This window comes from Robertmurraya beringensis (assembly GCF_042433785.1).
GTDB classification, from domain to species: domain Bacteria; phylum Bacillota; class Bacilli; order Bacillales; family Cytobacillaceae; genus Robertmurraya_A; species Robertmurraya_A beringensis.
On sequence record NZ_JBHLUU010000102.1, the window covers coordinates 1 to 18,007 of the forward strand.

An 18,007-nucleotide genomic window follows, 5' to 3' on the forward strand; every position below is an offset into this window, starting at 1 on the left:
AGTGGATTTGGACGGGTTACCACCTGACTTATCCATTATAAAGGACTTTTTCTTTGCACAAAATAATAAAATTGAACATTTTAAGTATTTCCAATAGTCAAATTAAATTAACGCAACACTAGTGATAAGCTAAGTATGTTTTAGGGACTTAAATTCTAACAAGTATCGGACGCCATTCAACAATTTATTTCTCATATTCAAGAGATTTTACATGAGCTTAACCAAATTAATGCAGCTGCCGAAAAACAAGCATTTTTAACGAATGAAACAAGAAAACCCACCGAACAGTGGGTTTTCTTGATTAAGAAGACTTCGGCTCAGGTACTTTTGTTAATATAACAAGACCAATGATAAATAAGATGACGAGGCTGAATACACCGCTGCTTGTGTGGCCAGTTATTTGAGCCGTTGCTGCAACAAGTAATGGCCCCATAATAGAGGCGAATTTTCCGAAAATGTTATAGAAGCCAAAAAATTCATTAGAGCGTTCCTTTGGTACAAGCTTTGCAAAGTATGATCGACTTAAGGCTTGAATTCCACCTTGAGATGAGGCAACAAGCATGGCCAGTATCCAGAAATCTGTGGCTGTTTCAAGAAAAAATGCATAAATACAAACAATGATATAGACAAAAATACCAACGTAAAGCATTCTTTTCTCAGAAAACTTTTCGGCAAGCTTTCCATAAAGAATGGCAAAGGGTGCAGCAACTACTTGAGTAACAAATAATACGATTAATAGGGTCGTAGAATCAATACCTAGATCCGTTCCATAGGCAGTGGACATCGTAATAATGGTACCAACACCATCGATATAAAAGAAATACGCTAGTAAAAATAAGAATAAAGCCCGATACTTTTTAATTTCCTTAAAGGTTTCAGCTAGCCTTTTGAAGCTACTTGCTACAGGCTTAGGATCACGAGGAATATAATAGATTTGATTTACATTTTTAAAGATTGGTATCGAAAATAACCCCCACCAAAGAGCGGTAATGACAAATGAAATTTGGCTGGCTGAAGTCGTAGAGATAGGAATGATCTTAGATTGTGCGAGCATAATAATCGCAATACTAATGATAAAAGGAATGGTACTTCCTATATACCCAAGACTAAACCCACGTGCGGACACACGACTCATTCGATCCTCTGTGGCAACATCAACCAAAAAGGCATCATAAAATACATTAGATCCGGACGAACCGATTACAGCAATCGTGTAAAAGATTAAAAGCCATAGCCATTGATCACTGGGAACAAAGGCTAGTGCTGCTGTCATTGATATTCCTAATGCAACAAAGAAGGTAAAAAACTTTTTCTTAAAGCCTTGATAATCCGCAATTGTACCCAAAATGGGAGCTAGTAGAGCTAGAATGGAAGTTGCAATTGCGATGGTATAGCCTAAATACGCAGTTGAATCGGCTGCATCAACTCCGGAGTTATTAGCTGCTGCCTTATAAAACAGTGGAAAGACAGCAGTAGAGATAATGATAGAATAAGCAGAGCTTGCCCAATCATACATAATCCAGCTTTTCTCTTCTCTGCTAAAGCGCTTCATAAGATTCCCCCTTGAATGGTTACTTCCATTTTTACATAAAAAACAGTTTCATAGATTAGGTTTGGAACTATTTTTACAAACGTTTTACATTATTAGTAACTCTTCTAACACTCTCCCATCAACTGCACCTAGGTCGAGCCCAAGGAGGCGAGCTAGAGTTGGACCTTCATCAATAAGCCTTATGGATGTGAGGGCTTGGCCTGTTCGGATTCCATTGCCGCTTGCAATGAAGAGGGTATTGTAGTCACTTTTTTCTGGTGAATAGCCGTGGCAAGCTTTTGTATACTTTTTTGATGCAACGTCTGTTTCCGTAACTTCATCAATGAAAACGCCTTCAAATGATTCGTGAAAGTAATATCCTATAGCTGCTTCTATCATTAAGCTGCAATTTGGGTCTGCCCCGAATTGAGAAGCTTCCTTTGAAGACCAAATGGCTTCGATCTCAGAACGGTCCAGTAATTCACGAACAAGTGTCAAAGTCCTTTGGTCTTGATCCTTTATATAGATATATGCAGATCCATCACAGCTTTTGCAGTATGCCTGCCAGTTGGTAACTTGATTATTTTTCCCAACTTGTAGAAGACCGTGATCACGAAAGAGTACATTAGGCTTTACCACTTTAGACTCATCGAGGGCGCTGTGATCGCCTAATGCGATAATAGTCGATTGATGAAAAATTCCTGCCGACTGTAGGGCATCCATTATTCGGCCGAGTCTTTGGTCGTGTCGTTTAAGCGCGGCAATGGCTTCTTTTGATGAAAAACCAGTTTCATGCCGCTTCGTGTCAAGATCGGTAAAATGGATCAACATGAGGTTGGGCTTTTTCATAAGAATTGTATCAACAGCAGCTTCAAGAACAAAGTCATCAAGTTCTGGCTGGGAAAGTCCCTTTCTGATATGGCCGAATTTTTTGTTCATTTCAAGTTGATAAAGCGAGCTTCCGTTCACTAATGAAACAGGGATTTGGTGATGCCATCGCCGGTTGGCGAATATCTCGGGCATATTATAATCAATCTTTGCCTTTGCTGTAACTGGCCAAAGTAGAGCAGCTGTACTCATTCCTTTTTGTTTTGCTTCGTCATACAAGGTCGTTCCTTGGATATCTTTTCTGTACCAATACCAATCCGGAGAGACTTTTCCAGGCTGAAGTAAGGTGTTATTAATAATTCCATGATTCTTTGGTAGTTTTCCAGTTACAATTGTTGCATGACAAGGATACGTAACAGAGGGATAAATCGTCTGTACATTTTTGCAGTAGGAGCTATTTCTTAGTAGCTTTTGAAAATTCGGTAGTGTTTCTAGCAGTGTAAAGTCTAAGCTTGATAAGCAGTCAAACGAAATGACAATTAAATGGTTTGTCAAACGTTCCATGAATGACCTCCGTTATGTAGTTTGAATCTCTACCTTCATCATATCAAAAAGGATTTCAATTTTCAGAAAAAATGGAAATACCACAGAAAAAAGACGATGGAGAGAACTCCATCGTCCGTCTTAGTCCTTATTTAAATAGAAGAACCTTACCAACTGTTCCATCAGAGCTTTGGCCAATTACTCGAACTTTTAAACCGTATTGAGGCACGTTGCGTCCGGCATCAACCAAGCCTTTGTTTGAATAATCTGCACTGTCATCAAATAATGGAGAACGTTGAGTAAAATTATCTTTCATTGTAATTCCTAGCATACTAGTGTAATCTAAGAACATTTTATCGGTTTTATTAATATTGAAGGCTGCATCGTGAATTTGGTAGCGAGTAGAACCAACCGCACCATCACTCCAGTAGTTCGTGTGCTGATCCGCGTCAACGACACCAACAAAACCTTCACCAGGATGAATTCCTGTCCAGTTAGAATCGTACTTTTTATCCACATACCAAACGACTAAGCCTTCGTCATAGCTCATTAAGCTTGCACCACGACGAATATTTGCTAACCCTTCATCAACGCCGTTGTGACTGCGCCACTCAAGCAAGTAGTAATGTTCGGAAGTTACTACCCCGTTTGATTTAGAGAAACCGTCAGGGACGAATGATGATTCTCCCTCAGCATTGTCAAATACTACTTGTTCGCCGTTAACACTTACTGCTACATCGTCTACGTATAAACCAGGATTTACTGCTGCCACATCCGTCCAGTAGTTGATGGAAAGTTCAACTTCTTCTCCAATAAAAGCGGATAAGTCGAATTCTGCATCCACCCATTGTCCATTAGAAGAGCCTGTGATTCCATGCCCAGGGTTTTGGTCATGTGGATCAGTTTCTGTGGTAAGGTTTCCTGGAATTGATTTATCATTCACTTGAACGGAAGCATAATCCCAATCCACTTCAATATCGTACCAAGTTTTAAATGTTAACTTGGCTGATGTTGCATCCGTTAAATCTAGAGTAGTAGAAAAAGAGTTGTCTAAATTATTTCCGCTACCTGAGAAATACATTGATTCTCCACTGTATGGAGAAGTGATGACGGTTTCTTTGTCAGGAAGTGTTACTTTTAACACATCATTATTCGTACCTTTTGTAGCTGCTTCATCAAGAAGAACTTCAACTCCTGCTTTAGATACATCTGCAATGTCAATTTCAGTACCTGTTTGCCAGTTGCCACCTGCAGAGGCTTGTAGCATTTCTTTCATATATGGGCTAAAGCCGGTTGGCATAGAACCAGGAAGGTCACCTGCCCAGCTACCACTTGCCATGATTGACCAGTAGGCAACAGCCTCGCCAGCTCCAGTATACTGAGTGTCATACTCATCTGGAAGGCCTAAATCGTGACCGAATTCGTGAGCCATTACTCCAACTGCCCCGTCTTCAGGTTCAACTGTGTAGTCGTAAGCAGCCATTGTTCCACCCCAGTAAGGGACAGTAGCTGTAGTACCTGGAATTCTTGTTACAGAACCAAGATTCCAACGGTGAGACCAAATGGCGTCTCCACCGATTTTTCCACCGCCTGCTTCTTCACCAACACCAGAGTGAATGACCATTAGGTGATCAACCAGTCCGTCTGGCTCAAGGTAATCTCCATCGCCATCAAGGTCATAACGATCCCATTCGTCATAATCTTCAAGATTTACATTTGGATCTGCTGCGGCAGCTTTGAGTGCTTCAGTAATTAACGTTCGAGGTCGTGCATCACTACCGTCTGGAGTAGGAACGTTTCCACCGTAATAAGCAGCCGGTTGACTTGCTTCATACCAACCAGCGACCGTACCTTCGACAGAGTAACTGCCACCAGATTGTTGTTCATAATATTGTTTCATAGATACGTAGGTTTTACCATCTGGACCTTTCCAGCCACCTGTTCCAAAAAGCATGTCCTGATAGTGAGCCTGAGAGTATGCCTCTTCACCCTTGTAGTACATATCGGTTTCTTCAGGGGTAAGAGTATTGTGAGGGAGGTCAGGGTATTCCATTAGCACAACAAGTACTTTATCTGTACGCATGCCACCGTCCCATGCTTCTTTTTGAACAGAGTCAACGGATTGCTTCTTTGTCTGACCAAGCTTGTTTCCTTTTCCGTTTGTTAAGCTAGAATTTTTCATTTCCTTTTGAAGAGCGGTACGAACATCTTCTTCCTTTTCATGGAGCTCACCAGCTTCTTTTTCAGCTGATGTGGCTTTGTTTTGTAGGAATTTGTTTAAAGCTTTTTCTACCTCTGTTGGACTTGCATTTTGTGCGATTTTGCCAGAAGCTTTTAGCATTTTGATTAATCGCTCGTCATTGGCAATTCCGAGGTCAAATGGGGAACCACTTGCATGTGAGTGGGAAGCGTGTGAACCACTTGCTGATTCTGCTGCTATTTTTGAACTAAAGGGTAGAGTTGTAGAAAGCATCCCTACACATAGTGCCAAAGCAGCGGTCGAGGATATAACTTTTGAGATTTTCAAATTTTTCCCTCCATCCGATGGTCTATGTTACTAGTTGAAAAGGTATATAGAATTTCAATTATTTAGTAACACGAGTGATTCAAATATATCAGAATAATTTGAAAATGTTTATAGGGAAAAGTGACTGATTATTCTTGTGTATATGTATGGAAATACTGTGAATATTTTACTATAAAAAGGATAGATAAACGGATGAGAAGGAGAGAATAAGAAGATATGAGAATGTCATCCTAAGGAAGGGATATTGATTTCTTTTAGGATTAATAGACTAGGTGGTTGATTAAAAAAAGGTGACAGACACCCTCCGTGGACAAATTAGGCTGATTTGTCCACGTGGGGCGCACAGTCACCATTTAGTTTGTTTTTTCTTCAAATAGTCGAGCGATTTCCACTATCACATTTGTTGCCTTTAGCATGTTATCAATGGAGATAAACTCAAATTTCCCGTGGAAGTTCTCTCCACCAGTGAAAATATTTGGAGTTGGTAGCCCCATATAGGAAAGTTGAGAACCATCCGTTCCTCCACGTATGGGCTCGATAATCGGCTCAATGCCAAGGTTCGTCATTGCCTTGTGAGCAATATCAACAATCTCTTTGACCGGTTCAATCTTCTCTCTCATATTAAAGTATTGATCATGAAGCTCAAGTACAATGGTTCCTTGCCCGTACTTTTCGTTCAAGTTAGTAACGATTTTTTCCATCGTAGCTTTTCTATTATTGAAGCTTGATCGGTCAAAATCACGAATAATGTAACTAAGGACAGTCTTTTCAACATCTCCATGGAAGGAAAGAAGATGGTAGAAACCTTCATAGCCCTCTGTATACTCCGGTGCTTCTTCACTTGGAAGAAGGCTGTTTAATTCCATTGCTATTTTAGCTGAATTAACCATTTTACCTTTTGCCGTACCAGGGTGTATATTATTTCCTTTAATTGTTAACTTTGCAGCAGCAGCACTGAAACTTTCGTATTGAAGCTCGCCGATAGGGCCCCCATCCACGGTATAGGCATATGTGGCAGCGAATTTATCTACATCAAATTTATGTGGACCACGTCCAATTTCCTCATCAGGTGTAAACGCAACTCGAATTTTCCCATGTTTAATCTCCGGATGCTGTACCAAGTAAGCCATAGCAGTCATAATTTCAGCTATTCCCGCTTTATTATCAGCGCCAAGTAAAGTAGTTCCATCGGTTGTAATTAAATGATGTCCGATGTAGTTTTTTAAATTAGGAAAATCCTTTGGTGAAAGGACAATATGTAGGTCTTCGTTGAGTAGGATATCGTTGCCGTCATAATTATCATGAAGTAATGGATTCACTCCGTTGCCGGTAAAATCGGTCGCTGTGTCCAGATGGGCTAAGAAACCAATCGTTGGAACTTTTTTATCTGTATTTGCTGGAAGGGTGGCCATCACATAGCCATTGTCATCTATACTAACATCTTCTAGGCCAATGGACTTTAGCTCATCTACTAGTTTATTAGCAAGAATAAGCTGTCCAGGGGTGGAAGGGCAGGTGTTGCTTTCGTCATTTGATTGTGTGTCAATAACAACATAAGAAATAAAACGATCAATCAACTCGATTTTCAAAGCACAATTCAGCTCCTTTGGGTGATAATTCGAGTTACTAAATTTATGTAACTACAAGAATCATATTATCATAGAGGAAAACCAGTGTCATGCCCCATTTTTAACGAGGGAAAATGGGGGGTCTGTCCATCACAGGTGGACAAACCACCCCGAAGTGTCCACGAGCGGTGACAGACACCCTCCGTGGACAAAACAGCATAAAGTGTCCACGAAGGGTGTCTGTCACCCAGTTTTCACCCGGTTTTGCACAGGGGGTGTGAATAACTGTTGGTTAGGGGAGCCCTTTATATACATATTTAAGATGAATTGTTAACATTATCCACAAGACTGTGGATAATGTTGTGCACAACTTCGGTCTCTTGCTTAGAACTTTTGGTTTTGTCCGTTTTTAGCACGCTTATCTGCCGCTTTTGAACGAGCCATTGCTTCTAAGTCGTCATGGTCTGCTAGGTCACGGCTAAATTCTACATCCAACCCGTCTGATTTCAAATTCTTTGGTGTTTGTGGAAGTGTTTGTTTTTTACTCAATGCCATCTGCCCCTTTCATAGAAAAAAGTACGGAAATGTAACATATTCCCGTACTTTTATCCTTTACCTTCCCGGACATTGTTATGAATGGAAAAAGTTTAATGTCTCGACTTTTTACCAGAGAATCCTCCTGCTTGGTCAGCAAGCTTGAACTCACGTGAGTAAGTGACCTCTTGCATGCTCGACAACGTGCTTTTAGACTTATCCTTTTTCTTCTTATCACTCATTCAAAAAACATCCTTTCATTAAGGTAGTAATCACGTTACTAATTTTTACCTTAACACTCCATTTGCATACTTCTTTTATGAGTAAATATTAGAAAGAGCTTCTTCAAGAGTCGGAAAGGTGAACGAAAACCCACTCTTAATTAACTTTTCAGGAATAACTTTTTGTCCTTCGAGCACAAGCATGCTCATTTCACCAAGTAAAAGTTGAAGCGCAAACGATGGGGCAGGTATCCAGTGGGGACGATTTAAGACCGACCCAAGTGTTTTTCCAAAACTCTTCATCGTCACTGCATGAGGAGCACAAAAATTGACGGGACCAGCCAGCTCAGTTGATTCAATTACATGCCGAAGTCCGCTAACGACATCTTTTATATGTATCCAAGAAAGCCATTGATCCCCAGAACCAACCGTTCCTCCTGCAAACAAATGATAAGGAAGAGCGATTCTCGGCAGAGCACCATCCTTTTTATCTAAAATGACTCCAAAGCGAGCAAATACAGTTCGCACCCCAAACTCTCTAGCCTCAAAGGTTGCGGCCTCCCATTTTTCCACCGTCTGAGCAAGGAAATCATCACCTGCTTTTTCGGTTGCTTCAGTAAAAGTATCGACAGTGGAGGTACCATAAAAGCCTATCGCGCTGGCATTGATAAGTAATTTTGGTTTTTGCTTTAAGTGTTTTATGATAGAAACTACCTCGTTCGTTGCGCTTACTCTGCTATTTAATATGGATGCTTTCCTTTTATCTGACCATCGTCCACTATTAATGGACTCCCCGGCGAGATTAATGAATACATCAACAGCCTCAAGCTCGCTAGCAGGATCTGCCCTACTTGAAAGCCACTTCACATAAGTGACCCCTTTTTGATACCCATTTTCGGGATTACGCGTTAAAATATAAAGATCATGTCCGTCCGCTCTGAGAGATTCAGTAAGAGCATTGCCGACAAGTCCAGTCCCGCCTGTTATGGCAATTCGCATCAGCTTTCCTCCTTATAAAAAATCATTTACTTTTATTCTACAAGATTGCCTTCATTTTCAGCGTACTCGAATGTGCTACATTACTACAAGAGGTGAATAAAGATGCCAACAATCACAAAAATAACTGTTCAAAAAAAACGAACCGATCGTTATAATATTTTCCTTGATCATGGAAAAGGAGAAGAATATGGTTTTAGTGTGGATGAGGACGTACTAATCAAACACAGCCTGAAAAAGGGTATGGAGCTTGATGACCTTCTCTTATCGGAAATAGCGTATTCAGATGATATACGAAAAGCTTACAACACAGCAGTAAATTATTTATCACGAATGATGCGAACAGAAGCTGAAGTAAGAAAACATTTAGTTGAAAAAGAAGTGGATGAGGTAATCATTCAAGAGGTCATTCATAAACTGAACGAATACCAATTTCTAAATGATGAACAGCTTGCCTTTGCCTATGTAAGAACTCAAATGAATACAACGGATAAAGGACCAACCGTTATCAAGAGAGAACTGAAGGAAAAAGGAATAGCTGAAACATATATTCTAGAAGCGATGGATGAGTTTCCATTTGAACTACAGCTTGAAAAAGCGGTTGCTTTATGTGAGAAATATATGAAGAAAAACAAACAAGAATCACAGAAAATCATGAAACAAAAGATCGACCAACTTTTATTCAGAAAAGGATATAACTCACAGGTCAACCAAGTTGCTCTTGAGCAAATCGAAGAAACAAGTGATAACGAAGAAATGGAGTCATTGCGTTATCAAGCAGAAAAGTTGGAACGTAAATACAGTAAATATACTGGATATGAGTATGAACAAAAAATGAAGCAAGCCCTTTATCGAAAAGGTTTTTCCATTGACACTATAACACAGTATTTAGAGTCCAAATAAAATCGTTTATTTGGACTCAATCACGACACATTCTTTCTCTTTCTGTGAAAAAATAATCTCTGCCACTTCTGCTGGAGAACGGAATTTGGAAGGGTCCTTTACATGTTCGGAATCTTTCCAAAAAGGTGTGTTCATACCCCCCATATACACCGCCGAAATAAGAACAGGTTTTTCTTCGTATTCCTTCTGTATGCTTTCAGTAAAGCCTCGAACGGCAAATTTACTTGCAACATACGCCGACTCATTCACTTTTCCCCGCAGCCCAGCGGTTGAAATGATATTCATAACAAAGCTTCCGTCTAATTTGCATATATTTGGAAGAACAGCTTGAGTCATATACATGGTTCCGAGGACATTCGTTTGAAACATCTCCTCGATCTCATTTTCCCTTATTTTATCAAAAGGACCGAAGAAACCAATGCCAGCATTGTTTATAAGTCCGACTACTTTATACTCCTTTAGAAGGGATTGAATGTTCGCGTCTACTTCCTGTTTGTTACGTATATCCATAACCATAATATGAGCGTTATTTAATTGCTTTCTAACTTCTGATAGGCTTTCTTCTGACCTTCCAACTAAAATAAGATGGTAGCCTTCCTTTCCATACTTTAAAGCTAACTCTCGGCCTAGACCCGTTCCAGCTCCTGTGATAATAACCGAATCCAATATGTATCTTCCTTTCGTCTGAGATAATATTATGGTACCATTACGTATACGAAAATACAGCCTAAGAAGCAGGTGGTTGGGATGGAAAAAGAAAAACGTTACAGTGAACTTTCAGAATTTGAATTACATCAAGAAATAGCTAAACTGAATGAGAAGGCAAGAAAAGCAGAGCAGTTAGGTATGGTAAACGAATATGCCGTATTAGAAAGAAAAGCAATAATGGCCAAAGCGTATTTATTAAATCCATTAGATTTTAAGCCTGGTGAGATATATGAAATTGAAGGAGATCCAGGCGCCTATTTTAGAATTGATTATTTAAACGGAGTGTTTGCGTGGGGTTATCGATTAGTGGGGAACAAACAGGAAGAGGCATTACCAATCTCGATGTTGAGAAAAGAGGGAACCAGACAGGCTGATTCCCGATAATTTTATTTACCCTCGAGTACTTGAATTTTTCATCCGTTCTTGTGGATGAGTATTAATGGTTCCATCCGCTCTTTTGGAAGCAAATTCAGGTCTTGCCCTTGGTTCACCCTGGAATTTATTACTGTTTTGGTTTGCAAAATCCTTTGCTTTATTTCGCATCGCATGACCCTCCTAAAAGATGAATGATGAAATAATCAAGCACTCTTAGTATGCTTAACTTATAGGGGATCGATAACTGGAAAAGAGGTGAAAAGAATGGAACATTATCAGCAAAAACTAATTGAATTATTATTAGAAAAAAATGATAAACTTTCGTATGGACAGGCCCAGACATGGGTGGAGCTTTTGTGGGATGATTTTGAAACAACAAGAGCAAAGGCCGGTTACTCCTACCGAGGAAGTGAGATGACTGAAAGAATTGTTCGACAATGGATCGATTATTATGGTGACAAGCTTCATGATTTTGTTGCTTCTAATCCGAAATATAAGCATCTGTTAGAGCAAGACCCAAGTGAACTTCATTAAAAAAGCGATGTCTACCGGAGACATCGCTTTTCGTTATCCAGGGATAATATCCAGCTTTTTACGTAATTTTTCTTCGCTAAAGATCCAACCCGTATAAGAGGAAAGGATATTAAGTTCAAGATCTAGTTGAACAATCGCCACAAATGGATAATGACCGTTACTACGATAGCGTAAGTCAATAAAACGTACTTCGTAATACGTATCATACTCATCCACTTCCCACCGATAAACAGGAGAAAACGATAGAAAAGCGGAAAGGTTTTTATCTAGCTTGGCTGCTTCAAGAACGGGGGTCTCAGGGACAGCGACGCGTTTAAACTGGTCAAGAATTCGTACTTTATTATCATGAGCACGTCCAACGAAGAATTGGTTCTTATTCATGACAGCAATTCGCCACTGGTGAAATTTCATAGTGGGAGCAATGATGATGTCTGTTGCATCTGGAACCAGTTTTTTCACCGCATGATAAACCTTTCGCTGAGTAATAAATCGAAAAATATAGTAGGCAACCAAAACGGCATACACACCAATAAACGTGTAACCGGGATGTGCTCCAAACACCCAAGCGAGTATCCCAACAATATGCATCGCAAAAATAAATGGATCAAACGTGTTAATAATACCAAGCGCCACCCATTTAGAAGAAAATGGCCGTAACGCCTGCGTACCATATGCATTGAAAATATCAACAAAGACATGAAAAAACACAGCTAAAAAGGTCCAAAGCCATAAGTGAAGTAAATTGGCATCTGGAAATATTGGATAAATAACAGCTATGATGGCCAATGGCCAAAGCAAAACAGCTGGGATGGAGTGTGTGATTCCACGATGGTTACGAATATAAACGGCATTGTTTCTAAGCTTCAATACGGTGTCAATATCGGGAGCTTGTGAGCCAACAAGAGTGGCAATCATGACACTAGTGGCTGTGGCGGAGCTGCTTGCTACAACAGGGTCGAGCGTCGCAAGTCCTCCTAAAGCTAATCCCATCACTACGTGTGTACCGGTATCCAAAGGAATCTCCCTCCTTTTTAGGAAATATTTTATCCTTCTCTTATCTTAATTTTATCAATAATCTTCTTGTAAAAATAGTGATTAATCGTTACTTTAAAGTAGTTGTAATAATTACTGTATAATCATTGTCCAATTTAAAGTTTTCGTAAAATATGAATGGGATAAGCTATTATATTCTCTTAGTATGTACTTGTTTAATTTTTTGGAGGCAAAAAAATGTCCAATTCTTTAAAAAACGTAACAAATATAAATAAAAAGGAATTTCAAAAGGATTTAATCGGCTGGTTTGAAAGAGAGCAGAGAGATCTTCCATGGCGGAAAGACCAAGATCCTTACAAAGTCTGGGTATCGGAGATTATGCTTCAGCAAACAAGAGTCGATACAGTCATTCCGTATTTTAACCGATTTATTTCAGAGTTCCCTACAATAGAAGCTTTATCTAATGCTGATGAGGAAAAAGTATTAAAAGCTTGGGAAGGCTTAGGCTATTATTCAAGAGTCCGTAATCTTCAATCAGCGGTTCGAGAGGTTCATGAGCAATATGGAGGAAAAGTACCAAATACACCAAAAGAAATCTCCAGCTTAAAAGGGGTTGGTCCCTATACGGCAGGCGCCATTCTATCAATAGCCTATGGAGTACCTGAACCAGCCGTTGATGGGAATGTCATGCGAGTATTTTCCAGGATTCTTTCGATTTGGGATGATATTGCGAAAGCATCTAGTAGAAAAGTGTTCGAGGAAGCTGTTCGCGCCTTTATTTCGCATGAAAACCCATCATATTTTAACCAAGCATTAATGGAACTAGGTGCATTAATTTGTACGCCAACTTCGCCATCATGTTTGCTCTGTCCGGTTCGTGAACACTGTCATGCCTTCGAGGAAGGAACTCAAAACGAATTGCCTGTTAAAACGAAAGCAAAAAAACAACGAAAAGTTCAACTTGCAGCAGTTGTTCTGAAAGATACTGAGGGACGAACGGTTATTCAAAAGCGACCTTCTTCCGGTTTGCTAGCGAATTTGTGGCAGTTTCCAAATGTAGAAATCCATCTTCCTGTATTAGGGGATAGAGAGCAGTTATTATCTAATCTAAAGGAAGAATATGAAATTCAATGTGATATAGGGGAGCTTGTAGGCCATATTGAACATGTTTTCTCACATCTTGTATGGAATATTAATGTATATGAAGGAACACTAGTAGAGCCTATCAAATCATCAGATACTTTGAAGCTGGTTGACCAGGAGGAAATAGAAAGCTTTGCCTTTCCGGTTTCCCATCAGAAAATGCTTCGTCAATACTATAAAAAAGAGTAAACGCCACTTTCCATGTGGCGTTTTTTCTATATATGGTCACTTCCGTTTTTAAAATTAATCGTAAGAAATCCTAGTTCCATGCGTCCAGTCTGCCTCATTTCGATGAAGCCCACCACGCTGTTCAATTTCCTTAATAATCTCTCGGTGAATAGTGACACCTTCTGAATTTAAATACGGCATAATTTGTTGAAGAGAGTGATGAAAAAAAGCCAACTCTTCTTTTTTCCAATCCGTTTTTGGTATCATGGAGAGTTCTGTCATATCTCGACCTACATACATTGTCTCACACATCCTCTATTTTTCTTATAGATGTATTGTGGTAATCTTATTTGTGAACTATTCATATAAAAGAAAAATTAATAGTAAATGAAGGGATATGTTACATATGACAAATAAAGTAGCATTAATTACAGGAAGTAGTAGAGGGATTGGAAAATCAACTGCCCTACGATTAGCAAAAGAAGGATACGATATTGTCGTTAACTATGCTCGCAGCAAAAAAGCGGCGTTAGAAACAGCAGCAGAAATTGAGGCTCTTGGTAGAAAGGCATTAGTTGTTAAAGCAAATGTTGGTGATGTTAGTAAAATTAAAACGATGTTTGAAGAAATTGGTGCTCATTTTGGAAGACTCGATGTATTTGTAAGTAATGCTGCATCAGGTGTTCTTCGCCCAGCCATGGAACTTGAAGAATCTCACTGGGAATGGACGATGAACATTAATAGCAAGGCACTCTTATTTTGTGCTCAAGAAGCGGCAAAACTGATGGAGAAAAATGGCGGAGGAAAAATTGTGAGTATCAGCTCACTTGGGTCCATTCGCTATTTGGAAAATTACACAACTGTTGGTGTATCTAAGGCAGCACTTGAAGCACTTACTCGTTATTTAGCTGTGGAGTTAGCACCAAAAAACATTCGAGTGAATGCTGTTTCAGGTGGGGCAATTGATACGGAGGCACTTCTTCATTTTCCAAATCGTGAAGAAATGTTGGAAGAAGCAAGACAAAAAACACCTGCAGGGAGAATGGTTGAAATTGATGATATGGTGAACACGATCATGTTCTTATTAAGCGATGGATCCGATATGATTCGTGGACAAACAATAATCGTTGATGGAGGAATTTCCTTACTAGTTTAAAAAATGGAAAAAATTTCTTTAGGATAGACCAATCACCTCTTGGATAAATTAATTTCTGTGGAGGTGATTACAATGGCAAAGCAACCAAACAAAACTCAATCTGGAACTAACGTTCAAGAAGTGAGACAACAAAACGCTGCTTCAGCTGGACAAGGTCAATTCGGTACTGAGTTCGCAAGCGAAACTAACGTACAACAAGTACGTCAACAAAACGCTCAAGCTGAGTCTCGCAAAGGCCAAAACTCTTAATATTAACCACAGTAAGGTGCTCTTTCTAATCGGAAAGAGCACCTTATTTATTTTTATTCACCTCTTCGACAAAACTTCTAATACGTCTACATAACTAGTCAAAGGAAACTCATGAAGCTTACCGAATAGTATATATATCGAAAAAGAAGGCGGTGGACGATGGTGAGTGATTTTTCACGATTAGTTGGTGAACAAATGGCTACAATGGAAAAGCTACTATACATACAAACAGAGCTTGAACGCTGTCAGGAAATTGAAGAGGAATTGAGATTGCTGCAAAAGCATGCGAAGATGGAAAGTATTCAGGATGAGATTCAGCAAATGAAGCAGGATTTGCGCGATATTCACCAAATTTTTGAAAGACAAACGGAGGAGCTTATTCGCTCATATCAAGAAGCAGAAACAGCTTTAAAAAGATAAAAAGAGAAAAAAACACAATTTTACTAATTTTATACGTAAATTATTAAAGCCTTTGAGAAATTTCAAGGGCTCTTTGTTTTAAATTCGATGTTTTACCGTTATAATAGTAGAAAACAGGAAATGTTCTTTGTAACCTTTTGAGGAAAACTTTTATTATATTAGCATTTTTTAGGTTTCGGGAGCGTTCGATTAATGAAAGTAGGGAGAAAAATGGGCGTACCCATGGAAGGTGAACCGATCCAAATACATAGTTACAAACATAATGGTCACATCCATCGAGTATGGGAGGAGACTACCGTATTAAAGGGAACGCAAGGATTAGTCATTGGTGGAAATGACCGTACCATCGTAACTGAATCGGATGGAAGAACGTGGATTACTAGAGAACCAGCTATATGTTATTTTCATTCTCAATACTGGTTTAATGTCATCGGAATGATACGTGAAGATGGAGTGTATTATTATTGCAACATAAGCTCCCCATTTATTTTTGATGGAGAAGCATTAAAATACATTGACTATGACCTTGATATTAAAGTGTTTCCAGATATGACTTTTAATTTGTTAGACGAGGATGAGTACGAGCGTCATCGTATTGAAATGAACTACCCGGAAGTCATTGATAAAATTCTTCGCGCAAATGTGGACAACCTGATTAGTTGGATTCGCCAAGGAAAAGGACCTTTTGCACCAGATTTTATTGATACATGGTACGAAAGATATTTAACATACAGACGGTAATCATTTAACGAAAGAAAACGCCTGTTGTCACTAGTTGCAACAGGTTTTTCTTTATGTGAGTAAGGGCTGAATGGAGGGTGTCAAGATGAGTAGCATTCGAAGGTATTTACACTTTGTAAAACCGTATCGATTACAAATCATCGGGACAATCATTATTGGAATCATTAAGTTTGTCATACCGCTATTAATTCCGATTTTAATTAAATATGTCCTAGATGATATCGTTGGTAATCAAACATTATCGGCTGATGAAAAAACGAGTAAGCTATTAATGATCATGGCCATTATGATGGTTATTTTTGTTGTTGCTAGACCGCCAATTGAATACTATCGACAATACTATGCCCAATGGGTTGCGAGTAAGATTTTATACGATATAAGAGACAAGCTTTACACGCATATTCAAAAATTGAGTTTCAAATTCTATTCAAATAACAAAGCGGGGGAAGTCATCTCACGTGTTATAAATGACGTGGAGCAAACAAAAACATTTGTCATTACAGGACTAATGAATTTATGGCTAGATATGGCCACTATAGCAATTGCCATCATCTTAATGATGATGATGGATGTTAAGTTAACTCTTGTTTCACTTGTTTTGTTTCCTTTTTACGCCTTTTCCGTAAAGTATTTCTTCGGCAATTTACGGGGACTTACCAGAAAAAGGTCACAGGCTCTTGCTGAAGTCCAAAGTTTTCTGCATGAGAGAGTTCAAGGAATGTCTGTTATTAAAAGTTTTGCAGTAGAAGACTATGAGCAGGAACGCTTTGATAAGCAAAATAGGAATTTTCTAACAAAAGCGCTAGACCATACAAAATGGAATGCGAAAGCCTTTTCGGTTGTAAATACGATAACAGACATCGCTCCGCTCATTGTCATTGGATATTCAGGCTATCAGGTTGTTCAAGGAAATCTTTCGATAGGAGAAATGGTGGCATTTATTGCCTATATTGATCGACTTTATAATCCGTTACGAAGATTGGTTAATTCGTCCACCACATTGACCCAATCCATTGCCTCGATGGATCGTGTGTTTGAATTTGTGGATGAAAAGTATGATATAGATGATTCACCGGATGCAGTTGAATGTAAAAATGTTGTTGGAAACGTTCACTTTCAAAATGTCTATTTTCGATACAATGAGAATGAACAAGATATATTAAAAAATATAAATCTTCTAGTGACCCCAGGGGAGACCATTGCACTTGTAGGTATGAGTGGAGGCGGTAAATCCTCTTTGATAAGTTTAATTCCTAGGTTTTATGATGTAACAGGTGGAGCGATTTTTTTGGATGGACAAGATATCCGTTCCTTACAGGTACGCTCACTCAGAGATAAGATAGGAATGGTTTTACAAGATAGTATTTTATTTAGTGATTCGGTTAAAGAGAATATTTTACTAGCTAAACCAGGGGCATCAGACGAAGAGGTAATTGCAGCTGCCAAGGCAGCGAATGCTCACGAATTTATCATGAACCTACCTGAAGGATACGAAACGAAGGTAGGAGAAAGAGGCGTCAAACTTTCTGGTGGGCAAAAGCAACGGATAGCTATTGCCAGAGTATTTATTAAAAATCCACCAATTCTTGTGATGGATGAGGCCACTTCGGCTCTAGATCTAGAGAGTGAGGCATTAATTCAAGAGGCTTTTGAAAAGCTTGCAAAAGACCGAACAACCTTTATTGTTGCTCACCGACTGTCTACGATCACTCATGCAGACCGAATAGTCTTGATAGAGAATGGGGAGATTACTGAAATCGGAAAGCATGAAGAACTGATGAAAAAGCAAGGAAACTATTATAAATTATTCCAAATTCAACAGTTAGAGCATTAACATCACCCCCGAGGGATAAACCTTCGGGGGCTTTT

At 39.1% G+C, this 18,007-nt stretch carries 20 protein-coding genes; 9 read left to right on the plus strand and 11 right to left on the minus strand.

Annotated elements, in window-relative coordinates; translation table 11 throughout:
- Positions 1–301: 301 nt before the first annotated feature.
- The 7 genes from ACFFHF_RS14285 to ACFFHF_RS14315 form a co-directional block, all read right to left on the minus strand.
- Positions 302–1,552, minus strand: a complete 1,251-nt coding sequence (locus ACFFHF_RS14285; protein ID WP_377058464.1) for an MFS transporter — start codon at positions 1,550–1,552, stop codon at positions 302–304.
- Positions 1,553–1,636: 84 nt separating this feature from the next.
- Positions 1,637–2,923, minus strand: a complete 1,287-nt coding sequence (locus ACFFHF_RS14290; RefSeq protein ID WP_377058465.1) for an alkaline phosphatase family protein — start codon at positions 2,921–2,923, stop codon at positions 1,637–1,639.
- Between the two features lie 127 nt (positions 2,924–3,050).
- Complete coding sequence (locus ACFFHF_RS14295) at positions 3,051–5,375, minus strand: immune inhibitor A domain-containing protein (protein ID WP_377058466.1); 2,325 nt, start codon at positions 5,373–5,375, stop codon at positions 3,051–3,053.
- Positions 5,376–5,782: 407 nt separating this feature from the next.
- Positions 5,783–7,018, minus strand: coding sequence for a peptidase T (pepT, locus tag ACFFHF_RS14300; protein WP_340902671.1), 1,236 nt, complete (start codon positions 7,016–7,018; stop codon positions 5,783–5,785).
- 363 nt (positions 7,019–7,381) lie between these two features.
- The gene (locus tag ACFFHF_RS14305) at positions 7,382–7,552 is read right to left on the minus strand and encodes a YfhD family protein (RefSeq protein WP_160548988.1); all 171 of its coding nucleotides are present in this window, start codon (positions 7,550–7,552) and stop codon (positions 7,382–7,384) included.
- Positions 7,553–7,644: 92 nt separating this feature from the next.
- Complete coding sequence (locus ACFFHF_RS14310; RefSeq protein WP_084362114.1) at positions 7,645–7,773, minus strand: YfhE family protein; 129 nt, start codon at positions 7,771–7,773, stop codon at positions 7,645–7,647.
- A 75-nt stretch (positions 7,774–7,848) separates the two neighbouring features.
- The gene (locus ACFFHF_RS14315) at positions 7,849–8,751 is read right to left on the minus strand and encodes a TIGR01777 family oxidoreductase (RefSeq protein WP_340902675.1); all 903 of its coding nucleotides are present in this window, start codon (positions 8,749–8,751) and stop codon (positions 7,849–7,851) included.
- A 102-nt stretch (positions 8,752–8,853) separates the two neighbouring features.
- Between ACFFHF_RS14315 and recX the strand changes: the two genes are divergently transcribed.
- On the plus strand, positions 8,854–9,651 hold the full coding sequence (gene recX, locus ACFFHF_RS14320; RefSeq protein ID WP_340902676.1) for a recombination regulator RecX: 798 nt from the start codon (positions 8,854–8,856) through the stop codon (positions 9,649–9,651).
- Positions 9,652–9,657: 6 nt separating this feature from the next.
- Here recX and ACFFHF_RS14325 read toward each other — a convergent pair whose 3' ends face one another.
- Positions 9,658–10,317 carry an SDR family NAD(P)-dependent oxidoreductase gene (locus tag ACFFHF_RS14325; protein WP_160548985.1) on the minus strand — a complete coding sequence of 220 codons (660 nt, stop codon included), beginning with the start codon at positions 10,315–10,317 and terminating at the stop codon, positions 9,658–9,660.
- An 81-nt stretch (positions 10,318–10,398) separates the two neighbouring features.
- Here ACFFHF_RS14325 and ACFFHF_RS14330 point away from each other — a divergent pair, with 81 nt between their 5' ends.
- Positions 10,399–10,743 (plus strand): YfhH family protein, encoded by a 345-nt coding sequence (locus ACFFHF_RS14330; protein ID WP_340902677.1) that lies wholly within the window; start codon positions 10,399–10,401, stop codon positions 10,741–10,743.
- 6 nt (positions 10,744–10,749) lie between these two features.
- Here ACFFHF_RS14330 and ACFFHF_RS14335 read toward each other — a convergent pair whose 3' ends face one another.
- Complete coding sequence (locus ACFFHF_RS14335; protein ID WP_160548983.1) at positions 10,750–10,902, minus strand: small, acid-soluble spore protein K; 153 nt, start codon at positions 10,900–10,902, stop codon at positions 10,750–10,752.
- Positions 10,903–10,998: 96 nt separating this feature from the next.
- Here ACFFHF_RS14335 and ACFFHF_RS14340 point away from each other — a divergent pair, with 96 nt between their 5' ends.
- A complete protein-coding gene (locus tag ACFFHF_RS14340) occupies positions 10,999–11,268 on the plus strand; it encodes a YfhJ family protein (RefSeq protein WP_160548982.1) in 270 nt (89 codons plus the stop codon).
- A 33-nt stretch (positions 11,269–11,301) separates the two neighbouring features.
- Here ACFFHF_RS14340 and ACFFHF_RS14345 read toward each other — a convergent pair whose 3' ends face one another.
- On the minus strand, positions 11,302–12,282 hold the full coding sequence (locus ACFFHF_RS14345; RefSeq protein ID WP_340902680.1) for a metal-dependent hydrolase: 981 nt from the start codon (positions 12,280–12,282) through the stop codon (positions 11,302–11,304).
- Between the two features lie 216 nt (positions 12,283–12,498).
- Here ACFFHF_RS14345 and mutY point away from each other — a divergent pair, with 216 nt between their 5' ends.
- Positions 12,499–13,593 (plus strand): A/G-specific adenine glycosylase, encoded by a 1,095-nt coding sequence (mutY, locus tag ACFFHF_RS14350; RefSeq protein ID WP_160548980.1) that lies wholly within the window; start codon positions 12,499–12,501, stop codon positions 13,591–13,593.
- A gap of 54 nt (positions 13,594–13,647) precedes the next feature.
- Here mutY and yfhS read toward each other — a convergent pair whose 3' ends face one another.
- Positions 13,648–13,872 carry a mother cell protein YfhS gene (yfhS, locus tag ACFFHF_RS14355; protein ID WP_160548979.1) on the minus strand — a complete coding sequence of 75 codons (225 nt, stop codon included), beginning with the start codon at positions 13,870–13,872 and terminating at the stop codon, positions 13,648–13,650.
- Between the two features lie 106 nt (positions 13,873–13,978).
- Here yfhS and fabL point away from each other — a divergent pair, with 106 nt between their 5' ends.
- From fabL to ACFFHF_RS14380, 5 genes are all read left to right on the plus strand, one after another.
- Positions 13,979–14,728 (plus strand): enoyl-[acyl-carrier-protein] reductase FabL, encoded by a 750-nt coding sequence (fabL, locus tag ACFFHF_RS14360; protein ID WP_340902681.1) that lies wholly within the window; start codon positions 13,979–13,981, stop codon positions 14,726–14,728.
- Positions 14,729–14,800: 72 nt separating this feature from the next.
- The gene (locus tag ACFFHF_RS14365; protein ID WP_340902683.1) at positions 14,801–14,977 is read left to right on the plus strand and encodes a gamma-type small acid-soluble spore protein; all 177 of its coding nucleotides are present in this window, start codon (positions 14,801–14,803) and stop codon (positions 14,975–14,977) included.
- 162 nt (positions 14,978–15,139) lie between these two features.
- Complete coding sequence (locus ACFFHF_RS14370) at positions 15,140–15,397, plus strand: YgaB family protein (protein ID WP_340902684.1); 258 nt, start codon at positions 15,140–15,142, stop codon at positions 15,395–15,397.
- Positions 15,398–15,607: 210 nt separating this feature from the next.
- Positions 15,608–16,138, plus strand: coding sequence for a nucleoside tri-diphosphate phosphatase (ntdP, locus tag ACFFHF_RS14375; protein WP_160548993.1), 531 nt, complete (start codon positions 15,608–15,610; stop codon positions 16,136–16,138).
- An 85-nt stretch (positions 16,139–16,223) separates the two neighbouring features.
- Entirely contained in the window at positions 16,224–17,972 is a 1,749-nt protein-coding gene (locus ACFFHF_RS14380) for an ABC transporter ATP-binding protein (protein WP_160548975.1), read from the plus strand.
- The last annotated feature ends 35 nt before the right edge of the window (positions 17,973–18,007 follow it).